We start from the raw sequence: 14,016 nt of genomic DNA on the forward strand, positions 1-14,016 counted from the left end.
GTGCACGAAGACGCGGCACACGTAGGAGCGGCCGGCCCCGGGCGTCCCCGGAGCCGGCCGTTCCTGGAAGGACCAACGGTCCCTCCGAGTGACCGGGCTGCTGTCCCCTGCCGACCGGTCACGCACGCCGGTGCGCGGTCCCACGGCGTACACGCGGTACGCCACACACCCCGGCGGAGCCACGCGTGGTTCCCATCGAGAGCCGCCCCTGGCTGGCACGGACACCGGGACCAACGAAGCCGCGCCGGGCCTGGTCACGCGCCGTACGGGTGAGAGTCCGCCCGAACTGGGATACGCCCCTACAGCCCCCGGAGCGCGTCCGTTCAGACCCGGCCCCGGCACAGCTCCAGCAGCGTCATCGCCAGCGAGGTGCCCGGCTTGCCCAGCGCGTCCCGGTAGCGGCCCAGGATCTCCATCTCGCGGGACAGATTGACCCGGCGGCCGCCCGAGGTCATCCGGGCCTCCTGGATCACCGAGGACACGGCCATCCGCTCCCGGACGAGCCCGATGATCCGGTCGTCCAGGGCGTCGATGCGCGTGCGGGCGTCGCCGATCAGGGACGCGGCCTCGTCGGTGCGGGCGCCGGTCGCCTCGGTGACGCTCTTGGTGGCGGGGGTGGTGGTGTTGCTCATGGTGGGTCTCCCGGTGAGTGCGGTGCGGCTCCCCGGGGCCGGCGGGCCCGGAACGCCAGAACGCCCCGGACCTGTCGGCCCGGGGCGCCTGGAACGTTGCTTGTCAGTTGCTCAAGCAGCACGACCATGGCAGCCGGCGGGCCGGATGCCATAGGTAAAGACGAAGGTCGTGTGCTGACGCATGGGGCCAGTATGGCCCCGCCGCCCGCGCCGGCCGACGCCGGGCCCGGATGGTGAGACGGAGCACGCTCGCCGTCCGGCGGGGGATGCTTCCGGCCGCCGGTAGAATTGGGAGGACCGACCCCTCTCCACCGCCGGAAGGCCGCCCCCGTGCCAGCAGCACCCCCCGCCGCCCCCGACACCACCACCGACGTGGTTCTCGTTGTCGACTTCGGCGCGCAGTACGCCCAGCTCATCGCCCGACGCGTCCGTGAGGCCCGGGTCTACAGCGAGATCGTGCCCTCCACGATGCCGGTGGCCGAGATGCTGGCCAAGAACCCCCGGGCGATCATCCTGTCCGGCGGGCCCTCCTCGGTCTACGCCGAGGGCGCGCCCTCGCTGGACCGCGCGCTGTTCGAGGCCGGGGTCCCCGTCTTCGGCATGTGCTACGGCTTCCAGCTGATGGCCACCACGCTCGGCGGCACCGTCGACGACAACGGCGCCCGCGAGTACGGCCGCACCCCGCTCACCGTCTCCAAGGCCGGCTCCACCCTCTTCGAGGGCACCCCGGCCGACCAGTCGGTGTGGATGTCGCACGGCGACGCCTGCTCCGCCGCCCCCGAGGGCTTCACCGTCACCGCGTCCACGGACGTCGTCCCGGTCGCCGCCTTCGAGAACGACGAGAAGAAGCTCTACGGCGTCCAGTACCACCCCGAGGTCATGCACTCCACGCACGGCCAGCAGGTCCTGGAGCACTTCCTGTACCGGGGCGCGGGCATCGAGCCGACCTGGACCACGGGCAACGTGATCGAGGAGCAGGTCGCCGCGATCCGCGCGCAGGTCGGTGACAAGCGCGCCATCTGCGGCCTGTCCGGCGGCGTGGACTCCGCCGTCGCCGCCGCCCTCGTGCAGAAGGCGATCGGCTCCCAGCTCACCTGCGTGTACGTCGACCACGGCCTGATGCGCAAGGGCGAGACCGAGCAGGTCGAGAAGGACTTCGTCGCCGCGACCGGCGCGAAGCTGAAGGTCGTCGACGCGGAGAAGCGCTTCCTCGACGCCCTGGCCGGCGTGTCCGACCCGGAGCAGAAGCGGAAGATCATCGGCCGCGAGTTCATCCGCGTCTTCGAGCAGGCCCAGCTGGAGATCCTCCAGGAGGACGGCCCCGAGGTCGCCTTCCTCGTGCAGGGCACGCTCTACCCGGACGTCGTGGAGTCCGGCGGCGGCACCGGCACCGCCAACATCAAGTCCCACCACAACGTGGGCGGGCTCCCCGAGGACATCGAGTTCGAGCTCGTCGAGCCGCTGCGCCAGCTGTTCAAGGACGAGGTCCGGATGGTCGGCCAGGAGCTCGGCCTGCCCGACGAGATCGTCCAGCGCCAGCCCTTCCCCGGCCCCGGCCTCGGCATCCGCATCGTCGGCGACGTCACGAAGGAGCGGCTCGACCTGCTGCGCGAGGCCGACGCCATCGCCCGCGAGGAGCTGACCGCCGCCGGCCTGGACCGGGACATCTGGCAGTGCCCGGTGGTCCTCCTCGCGGACGTCCGCAGCGTCGGCGTCCAGGGCGACGGCCGCACCTACGGCCACCCGATCGTGCTGCGCCCGGTCTCCTCCGAGGACGCCATGACCGCCGACTGGTCGCGGCTGCCGTACGAGACCCTGGCCAAGATCTCCACCCGCATCACCAACGAGGTCGCCGACGTCAACCGCGTGGTGCTCGACGTGACGAGCAAGCCGCCGGGGACCATCGAGTGGGAGTGAACCCTCCCGGTGCGTGACCGATGCCGCCGCCCGGTGTTCCGGGCGGCGGCATCGCCGTGTCCGCCGGAAAACGCTTGGCACCGCCCGCCGCGCCCGTGACAGGCTCCGCGCCCATGTCATCCGATGAGATCCGCGCCTTGATGTCCGCCGCCCGCAACGACCGCCTGACCTGGAACACCCCGCTCTCCGAGGAGCACGCCGCCCGTCTCGTCGCGACCTGCGCCCCGGCGCCCGGGGCACGGATCGTGGACCTCGGCAGCGGCTGGGGCGAGCTGCTGATGCGCCTGGTGGAGTCGGCGCCCGGCAGCACCGGGGACGGCGTCGAGACCGACGCCGAGGCCGTCGCGCGCGGGCGGGCGCTCGCGGGGAGCGGGGGCTCGCGGAGCGCGTACGGTTCCACGAGGTGCCCGCCGCCGAGTGGCCGGACAAGGGCTACGACCTGGCCGTGTCCATCGGCGCCTCGCACACCTGGCCCGGGTCCACGCCCGAGGCGCTGGAGGCGCTGCGGGCGGCCGTGCGACCCGGGGGCCGGGTGCTGTTCGGGGAGGCGTTCTGGGAGCGGGAGCCCGACGAACGGGCACTGGCCGGGCTCGGCGCCGAGCCGGAGGACTTCGGCTCGCTGCTCGCCCTGATCCGGCGGGCCGAGGCCGCCGGGCTGCGGCCGCTCCAGGTGACCGTCGCCGACCAGCGGGAATGGGACCTCTTCGAGTCGGACGCCAACATCGGCCGGGACGAGCGCTGGGCGCCGGCCCACCCGGACCATCCGCTGCACGACGGGGTCGTCGCCGCGGTGGACGACCGGCGCACCGGCTACTACGGCGGCTACCGGGGCACGCTCGGCCTCGCCTACCTCGTCCTCAGCGCGTGAACCCGGCGCGTGAACCCGGCGACGTACACCGGCCGGAATCGGTACGTGATCGCTCTGGCCACCTGGGGTGACCGGCGGTAGCTTCCGACCGAATGCCCTGGGAGCCCCCGAGGAGTCGCCATGCCCGAGCCCACACCCCTGCCCGTCGAGCAACTGCACTTCGCGATGCCGCCCGTCCACCAGACGCCCGACGAGGAACGCGCACACCGCAAGGAGCGGCTGGCCGGAGCTCTGCGGCTGTTCGGTTCGTACGGTTACGAGGACGGCGTCTCCGGCCACATCACCGCACGCGACCCGGAGTACCCCTCCTGCTTCTGGGTCAATCCGTTCGGTCTCCCGTTCGACGAGTTGCGGCCCGAGGACCTGGTTCTGGTCAACGGCGAGGGCCAGGTCCTCCAGGGGCGCCACCACGTCAACCAGGCGGCGTTCACCGTCCACGCCCAGGTCCACCGGGCCCGCCCGGACGTCGTCGCGGTCGCGCACACCCACTCCGTGCACGGCAGGGCACTGGCCGCGCTGGGCGAGCTGATCGAGCCCATCACCCAGGAGTCCTGCGCCTTCTACGAGGACCACGCCCTGTACGACGCGTACACCGGGGTCGTGGTGGACGAGGACGAGGGGTGCCGGATCGCCGCCGCGCTCGGGGGCCGCAAGGCGGTCATCCTGCGCAACCACGGGCTGCTGACCGTGGGCGACTCGGTGGACGCGGCGGCCTGGTGGTTCCTCGCCCTCGAACGGTCCTGCCGGATTCAGCTGGCCGCGCGGGCGGCCGGAAAGCCCGTGCTGATCGAACACCGGGACGCGGTCGCCACCCGCGAACAGCTCGGCAGCGATCTCGTCGCCTGGATCAACTACCAGCCGCTCTGGCGCCGCATCTCTCGAACATTCTGACGAAGTCGCCCGCCCGGTGTGCCCCGATGAGGCAACCACCCGTCCCGTACGGCACAATTCGCAGCAATCACAACCGAGTTGATCGGTCAATTGGCAGGACCAGGGGCGGGAAGGGCGGCGTTCGCCGTGGCGTTGGACGAGGCACGACAGAGCGCGCACGGCGGAGGCTGCACCTGCGGCGACTGCCCGCACGGGGCGCGCCAGGGGCACCGGCGCGCGGTGGCCGCCTTCCTGGCCAAGCGGGACGAGTTCGCCGCCGGACAGGGGCTGCCCGCCGGGGTCGCCCAGTCCGCCTCCGCGACCCGGCAGTGGGTCTCCGACGAACTGACCGAGTCCGCGCGGGCCGTCGCCGACCGGGGCCGGGAGGCCGGGGACGCCTGGCTGTACCGGGTGTGGCAGCGCACCCTGGTCATCGTCTGGGGCGCCCTCGCCGTGCTGGCCCTCGCCGAGGCCGCCACCGCGATCGGCGCGGGCTGGAGCCACGCCCGTACCGCCGGACTGGTCGCGGGGCTCGTCACCGCCGGGCTGCTGACCGGCGCCGCCCACGTCCACCGGGCGCGCGGCGGCCTCCTCGCGCCGCTGATCGGCGAGGACAACCGGCTCTCCACCTCCCGCACGGTCGCCGCGTCCTGGGTGCTGCTCGCCGTCTTCTCCGTGCTCGTCCTCGCCCTCCAGCTGGCCGCCGCCTCCGACCACGCGCGGCGCGACGAGCTGATCGACGGCCTGGACCTGGCGCGCGGCGCCGGGGTGGTCTCCGTGCTGGCGCTGGTGTGCGCCGTCGCGGTGGCGGTCCGCCGGGTGGTGAGCGTACGGGTGCTGTCCGGGCGGCTGCAGAAGCTGCGGGCCGACCGGCCGCGCGCGGCGGACCTGCTCACCGACGACTCGGGGCGCGGCGGCTTCACCGATGTGCAGTACGTGCTGGTGTCCACCGTCGCCGTGGTGTTCGCCGCGGTCCGCCTGGCCCGCCGGCCCGAGCAGCTGCCCGACCTGCCGTGGGGGCTCGCCCTGCTGGTGGCCGTGTCGGCGGCCGTCTACTTCACCGGGAAGTACGGCGAGGGCGGCCGGCCCGTCGTGCTGTCGGTGGTCCGGTCCCGGGAGGCGGGCGACCTGGACGCGCCGATCCGGACCGGCGACGACGTCGAGATCCGCGGCGCGGGGTTCGTACCGCCCGGCGCCGGGTCCCCGGACCGGCTGGCCCGCGTCGTCGTGCGGATCGGCTCCGTCCACGTCCATGTCCCGCTCATCCCGGTCACCGGCGGCTTCGCGAACCCCTCCGACACCCTGCTGACCGTGCCGGTGCCGGTGGAGGTGGAGCCGGGCGTCGTCGAGGTGCAGGTCGTGACGGCCGCGGGGACGGAGTCCAACCGCGTCGCGATCGACGTGACCGACTGACCGCGCCCGCTGTGAACCCGGCCCGCACGGGGTCCTTCCGCCGGCTTCGTACGTAAGGTCGGGTGACGGGCCGTACGGTCCGGTGGCAGCGGCCGGGTGGTCGCACGGCACGGCACGGCCGCGGAAGGCGGAGAAGCATGCACGGGTACGGCGGTAACGGGCGGGGCCTCGGCGAGGCCAGGAGCCTGCGGGACCTGGCACGGGAGCACGCCCTGCTGCCCCTGCGGATCTTCCTCGGGGTCACCTTCGTCTACGCGGCGCTCGACAAGCTCACCGACAGCGCGTTCTTCCACGCCACCGGAGCCGGGTCGATCGGCGAGCAGATGCACGCCGTCCGCGACTCCGCCGCGATCCCCGGCCTGGTCGACCTGGCGCTGAAGGGCCCGTCCGGCTTCGGGTACGCCATCGCCTTCGGTGAACTCGCCGTCGGGATCGGCATCCTCCTCGGCCTGTGGACCCGGATCGCCGCGCTCGGCGGGGTCCTGATCTCGCTGAGCCTGTGGCTGACCGTCAGCTGGCAGGTCTCCCCGTACTACCTCGGCAACGACCTGGTCTACCTCATGGCCTGGCTGCCGCTGCTGCTCGGCGGGGCGGCGTCGTTCTCCCTGGACGCCGTTCTCGCGGCGCGGCGGCGGCGAATCCGGTAGCCGATCCAGGTGACCAGGACGGCCACCCACAGGCCGCCGGTGAACAGCCCGACGAAGAACTGCGGCGGGGCGTCCCAGAAGCCCGCCGCGTCCCACGCGTATCCGGCGGCCAGGGCCAGCATCACCAGGCCCGCCACGGCCCGCCCGGGCCGGATCTCATGACGCGGCACGGTTGACCTCCACCTGTCCGTAGCCGACTTCCAGATCGAGTTCGATGGTGCCGCCCGGCTTGCTGCCCTCGGCCGGGGGCAGCGTCCGGTGCTCGTCCTGCGAGGCGCGGATGTCCAGGTCGCCCCTGCTGTGCGAGTCCAGCACCACGATCGCGCCGATGCGGGTCTTCGCGTGCACCTCGACGGTGGCCTCCCGCGGCACGTGCACCAGGACCCGGCCCGCCCGGGCCTCCACCCGGGTCCTCACGGTCTCGCCCCTGGGCACCGCGATCCGGCTGAGGTCCAGCTCCGCCTGCCCGGAGCCGACCGCGTAACGCGGCTGCACCGCGGCGGCCGACACCGGGCGCCACTCCTCGCGCACCCAGTGCGTGGGGATGTCCTTGGGCAGCACGGCGGCCCCCGCCAGCAGCCCGGCCGTGATCATCGCCAGCAGCAGCGTGCCGAAACCGGTCCGTCCGACGAAGGCGCTGACCAGCATCGCGAGCCCGAACACCGCGAGCGCGGCGGCGAGCCCGATCTGCAGGCTCGTACCGAGCGGCTGGGCGTCCCAGCTCAGCCCCGTGCCCAGGCCGCCCGCGACCAGCGCGCCCAGGAACGCCGGGCCGCCGATGGAGCGCGGCCCCCGGACCTCCTGCGACCGGGGCGGCGGCGGGCGGAACGGCGCGTCGGCCGTCGCCCCGCGCGGCTCCCCGTCGACCACCGCGTCCGGCGGCCCCCACAGATAACCGATGCCCAAGGGGCCCGTCGTGCCGTCCTTGATGATCGGGTCCCGCCACCAGGACGGGCCCGACAGCGTCGGCGGCGCCTTCACCTCGGGCGGCGCGTCCGACACCGCCTGCGCGGCCGCCGCGTGCAGCGGGTCCTGCGGATCGGCCGTCTTGCGCGCCTGCGTCCACATGGAGAACCCGAGAACCGCGAGCGACAGCATCGCGGAGAAGGCGAGCGTGCCGCCGTTGCCCAGCATCGACAGGAACAGACCACAGCCGATCAGCGCGCACAGCACCGCGCTCAGCGACGCACCCTCGACGCGCCCCGACAGCAGCCGGCGCGCCCCGTTCTCGTCCTCGCCCTCCAGCGGGATCAGCAGCCAGGCGAAGCCGTAGAAGATCAGCCCGAAGCCACCGGTCACGGAGAGCACACCGAGCACGATCCGGAAGATCACCGGATCGACCTCGCAGTACCGGCCGACCCCGCCGCACACCCCGGCCACCACCTTGTGCCGCGGGCTGCGGTGCAGGCGCGGTGCGGGCGGGGGAGGCGGCGCGGCGCCGGGCGGCGCGTCCTGGGGAACGGTCATGGCTCCATGGTGACGGGCCCCGCGCCCCCGCGGCACCCGCCCCGACCCTGGCCGGTCCCTGATATTGATCCGCCCGGCCCTCAGGGGTGCCGAGGCGCCGCACCCCGGGTCTCAGGGTCGAAGTGGGGGCCGACCCTGATGCCGCCACCCGTACGGGCATGTGACGATCGGGGCATGCCAGCCGCCACCACCCGAGCCGCAAGCTCCCAGGCCCCCGACCCGGAGGAGCCGCCGCTGCGCAAGCTGTACCGCAGCGCCGACGGCCGGCTGCTGGGCGGGGTCGCACGCGGGCTCGCCGGGCACCTCGGACTGCCGGTCGCCTGGCTGCGGTTCGTCTTCCTCGGACTGTTCTTCGCGGACGGCCTCGGCGCGCTCCTGTACGCGGTGTTCTGGATCGTGGTCCCGCTCGGCGTCGGCGGCGTCGACACCCCCCGGTCCGTCTTCGAGACCGACGCCGACGGCAGGCGCCGGCTCCGCAAACCCGACCCGGGCCAGGTCTTCGCCCTCATCGCCCTGCTCGTCGGCGCCGTGATCTTCGTCGGCAACGTCGACATGGGCGGCAACGCCGACCGCTACATCTGGCCGACCCTGCTCATCGGCGCCGGTTCCGTCCTGGTGTGGCGCCAGGCCGACAACGCCCGCCGCGCCCGCTGGGTGGAGGTCGGCAGCCGCCGCCGCGTCCTGCACCTGGCCCGCGCCCTGGCCGGTGTCGTCCTCGTCGGCCTCGGTCTCGCCGTCTTCATCGTCGTACGCGGCTCCGCCGCCCAGCTCGGCAACGTCCTCACCGCGGCCATCGCCGTCCTCACCGGCATCGCCCTGCTCGCCGGTCCCTACCTCGTCCGCATGACCCAGGACCTCTCCGAGGAACGCCTCATGCGCATCAGGGCCCAGGAGCGCGCCGAGGTCGCCGCCCACGTCCACGACTCCGTGCTGCACACCCTCACCCTGATCCAGCGCAACGCCGACGAGGCGGGCGAGGTCCGCCGGCTGGCCCGCGCCCAGGAACGCGAGCTGCGCAACTGGCTGTACAACCCCGAGGGCACCGGCAAGGACGAGGACGACGAGCCCGAGACCATGGCCGAGGCGGTCAAACGGGCCGCGGCCGAGGTCGAGGACAAGCACGGCGTCCCGCTGGAGGTCGTCGTCGTCGGCGACTGCCCGCTCGACGAGAAGCTGGCCGCACAGATGCAGGCCGCGCGCGAGGCGATGGTCAACGCCGCCAAGTACGGTGGCGAGGGCGGCGCCGTCCAGGTCTACGCGGAGGTCGAGGGCCGTACGGTCTTCGTCTCCGTGCGCGACCGGGGCCCGGGATTCGACCTGGACTCCGTACCGGGGGACAGAATGGGCGTACGAGAATCGATCATCGGCCGGATGCAGCGCAACGGCGGTACCGCCCGGCTGCGTTCGGTGCCCGGCGGGGGCACGGAAGTCGAGCTGGAGATGGAGAGGGCGAGCGATGAACGGGACCACTGAGGCGACCGGGGGCCACGAGGGCCCGGAGCGCCGGGTACGAGTCGTGCTCGTCGACGACCACCGGATGTTCCGCACCGGAGTACAGGCCGAGATCGGCCGCACCGAGGAGACCGGCGTCGAGGTCGTCGGAGAGGCGGCCGACGTCGACCAGGCGGTCACCGTCATCACGGCGACCCGCCCCGAGGTCGTCCTCCTCGACGTCCACCTCCCCGGCGGCGGCGGCGTCGAGGTGCTGCGTCGCTGCGCACCCCTGATGGGCACCGCCGAGAACCCGGTGCGCTTCCTCGCGCTGTCCGTCTCGGACGCCGCCGAGGACGTCATCGGCGTCATCCGGGGCGGCGCCCGCGGCTACGTCACCAAGACGATCACCGGCACCGACCTGGTCGACTCGGTCTTCCGGGTCCAGGACGGCGACGCGGTGTTCTCGCCCCGCCTCGCCGGCTTCGTCCTCGACGCCTTCGCCTCCACGGACGCGGCCCCGGTCGACGAGGACCTCGACCGGCTGACCCAGCGCGAGCGCGAGGTGCTGCGGCTGATCGCCCGGGGCTACGCGTACAAGGAGATCGCCAAGCAGCTGTTCATCTCGGTGAAGACGGTCGAGTCCCACGTCTCGGCGGTGCTGCGCAAGCTCCAGCTCTCCAACCGCCACGAACTGACCCGCTGGGCGACGGCCCGCCGACTGGTCTGAGCCGCCGCCCGGGGTGCGTCAGGCCGGGTGCGTCAGGCCGGGTCGAGCGAGATGTTCAGCTTCTCGCCGACCCTGCGGTAGCCGATGGACGCGTAGATCCGCTCCACATCGGGGTCGCCCGGCTCCAGCCACACCACCCGGCAGCCCCGCTCGAACGCGGTGCGCGTCAGGTGTACGGAGAGCGCGGCCCCGATGCCCCGGCGGCGGAACTCCGCGCCCACCGCGAGGCCCGCGAGTTCGCTGAGCCCGTCCACCGGGACCGAGCAGCCGCCCGCGCCGGCCGGGGTGCCGTCGACGGTCGCGAGGGCGGCGACCCCGCCGCCGGCCACCGCGTCGCGCAGCCAGCCGGCCGTGCCGTCCTCGGGCTCGCCGGTGCCGCCGTACCCGAGGTGCTGGACGAGGGCGGCGGCGTCGAACTCCGCGTCGGTGGCGGGCTCCGCCATGACGAGGCCCGCCACCGGCTTCGGGGTGACCAGGTCACCGGGGGCGCAGGCCAGGATCGGGGCGCGGTTCTCGACGGTGAACCCGGCGGCGAGCAGCGCTGGTTCGAGCGCGGGCGCCCAGCCGGGCAGGTACTCCAGGCGCGGCATCCGGTCCAGGTCGCGGAAGGCCGCTATGAGGTCGTCGAGTTCGCCGGGCGTCGGGTCGGCGTCCTGGTCGGGGATGGCGTAGTTGGCGTACTTCAGGGACCAGTCCGGGTTGTAGCGGATCGCGAACCGGCCGACCCGGACGTGGTCCGGGGAGTTGAGCGTGAGCGTGCGGGCGTGGGTCTGGACGTCGACGTCCAACGACATGCGCGGGTGTCCTCAAGGCAGTTGGGCTCGGAAAGCGGGAGCCTATGCCACTCGGGTCGCTCCCGCGAAAGGCATTTCGTCGATCGGCGCGACGCGGACCGGGGCACCGGGACGCGGGGCGTGGATCATCTGGCCGTTGCCGATGTACAGGCCGACATGGCTGACGCCCGAGAAGAAGAACACCAGGTCCCCCGGGGCCAGTTCGGACCGCGAGACGCGCCTGCCCGCGTTGATCTGGGTGTACGTGGTCCGGGGCAGCGAGACCCCGGCCGAGCGCCAGGCGGCCTGGGTGAGGCCGGAACAGTCGAACGAGGAGGGTCCGGTGGCGCCCCAGACGTACGGCTTGCCCAGCGCGCTGTAGGCGAAGGCGACGGCCTGGGCGGCGCGCGCGTTGGGTGCGGCGACCGCGCCGCGCGGGGCGCTGCGGTCGGCGTGGCCGGTGCCCCGGCCGTACTCGGAGGCCTCGTAGGCGGCGCGCTCGGCGGGGGAGAGGCGGGCGAGCAGGCTCCGGGCCTCGGCGAGCTTGGTGCGGACGGTCGCCCGGTGCTCCTTCAGGGCGGCCTGGCGGGCGGCCAGCTCGGTCAGCTTGTCCGCCGCCTCGGCACGCACCTGGGCGATGTCGGCGACCTGGCGTTGCACCGAGCGGACCTCGGCCGCCCGGCGCTCGCCGGCCCGCTCCGCGTACGAGGCGCGCTCCAGGTACTGGTCGGGGTCGGAGGAGAGGGCCAGCTGCACGGAGGGGTCGAGCCCCGCGGAGCGGTACTGCGCGGCGGCGTACGCACCGAGGGCGTCGCGGGCGGTGTTGAGCCGCGCGGTCCTGCGGGCGGCCTCGTCGCGCAGGGCGTCGACCGACCTGGCGACGGCGGCCGCCTCGGTCTTCGCGCCGTTGTACTTCTCGGTGGCGGCCTCAGCCTCCCGGTACAGCCGGTCCGCCTGGGCCTTGACCTGGGCGGCGGTCGGCGCCGGGTCGGCGTGCGCGGCTCCCGGCAGCACGGCGGCGGTCGCGGCTCCGGCGAAGGCGAGGGTCGCCGCGGTGCGGGCTGCGGAGCCGGTGTACAGGCGCTGCCTGGGCTTGCGATGCGCTGCCACGAGGGCGGGCGTCCTTCCGTGCGACGGCCCGGCGGGGTCTACCGGCGGGCTTCTGCGGTGGTCCGGCGAGGACAGTGCCTGGGGCCGGCCACCCGGGAAGGGACGCTAATCCGGGGACACGGGCGGGAGTCGTTTTGGCGCTTATTGCCCGCTCTTGGCGTGGCGTTGTCGCTGGACGACGCCGTATGGCCATGAATGACCGGAAAAATTGCCGCAGATTCTAGCAATCAGTGCATTCGTCATTCAATCGGTCGGTACGCCACACCTGGTTGCGAGGTGCCGACGGGGTCGGGGCTAAGGTGCGGAACCATGCGCGTACTCATCGATTTCGTCGTCGCCCTGCACATCATCGGCATCGCCGCCCTGCTCGGAGGCTTCCTCGGCCAGATGAAGGCGATGAAGGCCGGAACTGCCCGGTTCGTCCCCGGCATGCTGCACGGCGCGCTGACCATGCTGGTCACCGGGGTCGCCCTCGTCGGGCTCGACCAGGCCGACGACCACCCCGTGAACAACGTCAAGATCGGCATCAAGCTGCTGATCCTGGTCGTCATCCTCGGGCTCGTCTACGTCAAGCGGGACGAGGAGAAGGTGGGCAAGGGCCTCTTCGCGACGGTGGGCGCCCTGACCGTCGCCAACATCTTCATCGCCACGCTCTGGACCTGAGGGCCCCGGCGGGCCGGCCCGCTCCCGGGCCGGCCCCCTTCCCGGGTCAGGCCGGGCGCACGCTTCCGTAGATCGGCATGTAGTAGATCGACTCCTCGCGCACGCTCGCCCCGGGCTTCGGTGCGTGGATCATCATGCCGTCGCCCTTGTAGATCCCGACGTGGCTGATGTCGTCGTAGAAGAAGACCAGGTCACCGGGGTGGAGATCCGCCGTGGCGATCCGGGTGCCGACGTTCACCTGGTCCCAGGTGGTCCGGGGTATGTCGACCCCGGCCGCCTTCCACGCCGCCTGGGTGAGCCCCGAGCAGTCGTACGAGGAGGGGCCGGCCGCCCCCCAGACGTAAGGCTTGCCGATCTGCGCCCGGGCGAACGCGAGGACCTTCTCCGCCTTCGTCGAGGCGCTGCTGCCGGAGCCCGAACCGGAACCCGGGGCCGTCTCCGTGCCGCTGCCGCCGCCCGGCTCCTTCGCCTTGCGCGCGGCCTCCTTCTCAGCGGCGGCCTGCTTCTTCGCCAGCTCCGCCGCCCTGAGCCTGGCCTCCGCCTCCTTCTTGCGCTCCAGCTCCGCCAGGCGCGCCTTCTCCTCGGCGGTCAGCTTCGACAGCAGCGTCCGGGCCTCGGTCAGCTTGTTCTGGACGTTCTGCTTGCTGGTGCGCAGCGCGGTCTGCGACTCGGTCAGCGTCTCCAGGCTCTCGACCGCCTGGGCGCGCTGCTCGGACGCCTTGGCCTGCTGGGTGCGGAACTCCGTGACCGCCTGCTGCTGGCGGTCGGCCATCCGGTTCATCAGATGGGTCTGGTCGAAGAACGACTGCGGGTCGTCGGCCAGGAAGAAGGTCGCGGTCGGCGCGAGGGCGCCGTCGCGGTACTGGGCGGCGGCGTAGTTGCCGAGCGTCCTGCGGGCGTCGTTGACCTTCGCGGTGCGCTTGGCCACATCGTCCAGCAGCGTGTCGACCCTGGTCCGCTGCTTGTCCGTGGCCTCTTTCGCCTGGTTGTACTTCTGGGTCGCGGTGCCCGCCTGCCGGTAGAGGTCGTCGACCTTCTTCTGCACTTCCTCGATGCCGGGCTTGGGCGCGGGGGCGGCCATCGCGCTCTGCGAGGACAACAGGGTCACCGATGCCAGCGCGGCCGAGGTGAGCCCGATGGCGGGGGCGGTGGAGCGCACCCGGGTGCGCGGTCTGCGATGCGATGCCAAGGCCGGCATCTCCTTCCGTGGACCGCCTACCGGGTTAGCTGTCGGGTTCGGGCGGAACGGAAGGCTGCCCTACGGTCCAGTGGGGACGCGGACCGATTCACCCCGGTGCTGCGTGTGGGTCCCCGGTTCCGGGCGCCCCTGGGGGGAAGCCCGGATTCGGCGTGGACGCCCGTTCGGCGTGGGTCGCCTCTGGGGGTACGGGTCGTCCGAACGAGCACGCTAGCCAACGCATGGCGCCGCTGTGAAGGTTGATGTTCGATATGCCCGATACATTTTCGTGACCTTCTCGGAGCGGGGCCCGGTGTC

At 73.0% G+C, this 14,016-nt stretch carries 13 protein-coding genes, 1 pseudogene and 1 riboswitch; of the genes and pseudogenes, 8 read left to right on the top strand and 6 right to left on the bottom strand.

Features of this window, described 5'->3' with window-relative positions; genetic code table 11:
* Positions 1-323: 323 nt before the first annotated feature.
* A complete protein-coding gene (locus E6P78_RS12305) occupies positions 324-632 on the bottom strand; it encodes a chorismate mutase (protein WP_136203598.1) in 309 nt (102 codons plus the stop codon).
* Between the two features lie 330 nt (positions 633-962).
* On the opposite strand from E6P78_RS12305, the gene guaA reads away from it, so the two are divergent.
* The 5 genes and pseudogenes from guaA (at position 963) to E6P78_RS12330 (ending at position 6,347) form a co-directional block, all read left to right on the top strand.
* On the top strand, positions 963-2,549 hold the full coding sequence (gene guaA / locus E6P78_RS12310) for a glutamine-hydrolyzing GMP synthase (RefSeq protein WP_136203599.1): 1,587 nt from the start codon (positions 963-965) through the stop codon (positions 2,547-2,549).
* Positions 2,550-2,662: 113 nt separating this feature from the next.
* Positions 2,663-3,417, top strand: a pseudogene (locus E6P78_RS12315) (class I SAM-dependent methyltransferase).
* Positions 3,418-3,537: 120 nt separating this feature from the next.
* Complete coding sequence (locus E6P78_RS12320) at positions 3,538-4,308, top strand: class II aldolase/adducin family protein (RefSeq protein ID WP_136203600.1); 771 nt, start codon at positions 3,538-3,540, stop codon at positions 4,306-4,308.
* A 126-nt stretch (positions 4,309-4,434) separates the two neighbouring features.
* Positions 4,435-5,700 (top strand): hypothetical protein, encoded by a 1,266-nt coding sequence (locus E6P78_RS12325; protein ID WP_168712610.1) that lies wholly within the window; start codon positions 4,435-4,437, stop codon positions 5,698-5,700.
* Positions 5,701-5,837: 137 nt separating this feature from the next.
* Complete coding sequence (locus E6P78_RS12330; RefSeq protein ID WP_136203601.1) at positions 5,838-6,347, top strand: DoxX family protein; 510 nt, start codon at positions 5,838-5,840, stop codon at positions 6,345-6,347.
* Here the strand turns inward: E6P78_RS12330 and E6P78_RS12335 are convergent.
* Both E6P78_RS12335 and E6P78_RS12340 read right to left on the bottom strand, forming a co-directional pair.
* Positions 6,254-6,517, bottom strand: coding sequence for a hypothetical protein (locus E6P78_RS12335; RefSeq protein WP_136203602.1), 264 nt, complete (start codon positions 6,515-6,517; stop codon positions 6,254-6,256). The genes E6P78_RS12330 and E6P78_RS12335 overlap by 94 nt on opposite strands.
* Positions 6,504-7,814, bottom strand: coding sequence for a PspC domain-containing protein (locus E6P78_RS12340; protein WP_136203603.1), 1,311 nt, complete (start codon positions 7,812-7,814; stop codon positions 6,504-6,506). Before E6P78_RS12340 ends, E6P78_RS12335 begins: the two co-directional genes overlap by 14 nt.
* 174 nt (positions 7,815-7,988) lie before the next feature.
* Here E6P78_RS12340 and E6P78_RS12345 point away from each other — a divergent pair, with 174 nt between their 5' ends.
* Complete coding sequence (locus E6P78_RS12345; RefSeq protein ID WP_136203604.1) at positions 7,989-9,287, top strand: ATP-binding protein; 1,299 nt, start codon at positions 7,989-7,991, stop codon at positions 9,285-9,287.
* The gene (locus E6P78_RS12350; protein ID WP_136203605.1) at positions 9,271-9,975 is read left to right on the top strand and encodes a response regulator transcription factor; all 705 of its coding nucleotides are present in this window, start codon (positions 9,271-9,273) and stop codon (positions 9,973-9,975) included. The genes E6P78_RS12345 and E6P78_RS12350 overlap by 17 nt, the downstream gene beginning before the upstream one ends.
* Positions 9,976-10,007: 32 nt before the next feature.
* Here the strand turns inward: E6P78_RS12350 and E6P78_RS12355 are convergent, their stop codons facing one another.
* Positions 10,008-10,769: a GNAT family N-acetyltransferase gene (locus E6P78_RS12355; RefSeq protein WP_136203606.1), complete on the bottom strand. Its 762-nt coding sequence runs from the start codon at positions 10,767-10,769 to the stop codon at positions 10,008-10,010.
* Between the two features lie 42 nt (positions 10,770-10,811).
* Entirely contained in the window at positions 10,812-11,858 is a 1,047-nt protein-coding gene (locus E6P78_RS12360; RefSeq protein ID WP_136203607.1) for a C40 family peptidase, read from the bottom strand.
* Positions 11,859-12,167: 309 nt separating this feature from the next.
* Between E6P78_RS12360 and E6P78_RS12365 the strand changes: the two genes are divergently transcribed.
* Positions 12,168-12,521: a hypothetical protein gene (locus tag E6P78_RS12365; RefSeq protein WP_136203608.1), complete on the top strand. Its 354-nt coding sequence runs from the start codon at positions 12,168-12,170 to the stop codon at positions 12,519-12,521.
* 46 nt (positions 12,522-12,567) lie between these two features.
* Here the strand turns inward: E6P78_RS12365 and E6P78_RS12370 are convergent, their stop codons facing one another.
* On the bottom strand, positions 12,568-13,719 hold the full coding sequence (locus E6P78_RS12370; protein WP_168712611.1) for a C40 family peptidase: 1,152 nt from the start codon (positions 13,717-13,719) through the stop codon (positions 12,568-12,570).
* Positions 13,718-13,882, bottom strand: a riboswitch (cyclic di-AMP (ydaO/yuaA leader). (Overlaps the previous gene by 2 nt.)
* Positions 13,883-14,016 lie beyond the last annotated feature (134 nt).

Source organism: Streptomyces sp. A0958 (genome assembly GCF_004795035.1).
Lineage (GTDB): Bacteria > Actinomycetota > Actinomycetes > Streptomycetales > Streptomycetaceae > Streptomyces.

What these genes read in the sequence shown, in the direction of transcription:
- E6P78_RS12330 (WP_136203601.1), top strand. Translation starts at nt 5,838, where the DNA reads ATGCACGGGTACGGCGGTAACGGGCGGGGCCTCGGCGAGGCCAGGAGC.
- E6P78_RS12320 (WP_136203600.1), top strand. Translation starts at nt 3,538, where the DNA reads ATGCCCGAGCCCACACCCCTGCCCGTCGAGCAACTGCACTTCGCGATG.
- E6P78_RS12340 (WP_136203603.1), bottom strand. Translation starts at nt 7,814, where the DNA reads ATGACCGTTCCCCAGGACGCGCCGCCCGGCGCCGCGCCGCCTCCCCCG.
- E6P78_RS12365 (WP_136203608.1), top strand. Translation starts at nt 12,168, where the DNA reads ATGCGCGTACTCATCGATTTCGTCGTCGCCCTGCACATCATCGGCATC.
- E6P78_RS12345 (WP_136203604.1), top strand. Translation starts at nt 7,989, where the DNA reads ATGCCAGCCGCCACCACCCGAGCCGCAAGCTCCCAGGCCCCCGACCCG.
- E6P78_RS12355 (WP_136203606.1), bottom strand. Translation starts at nt 10,769, where the DNA reads ATGTCGTTGGACGTCGACGTCCAGACCCACGCCCGCACGCTCACGCTC.
- E6P78_RS12305 (WP_136203598.1), bottom strand. Translation starts at nt 632, where the DNA reads ATGAGCAACACCACCACCCCCGCCACCAAGAGCGTCACCGAGGCGACC.
- E6P78_RS12370 (WP_168712611.1), bottom strand. Translation starts at nt 13,719, where the DNA reads ATGCCGGCCTTGGCATCGCATCGCAGACCGCGCACCCGGGTGCGCTCC.
- E6P78_RS12350 (WP_136203605.1), top strand. Translation starts at nt 9,271, where the DNA reads ATGAACGGGACCACTGAGGCGACCGGGGGCCACGAGGGCCCGGAGCGC.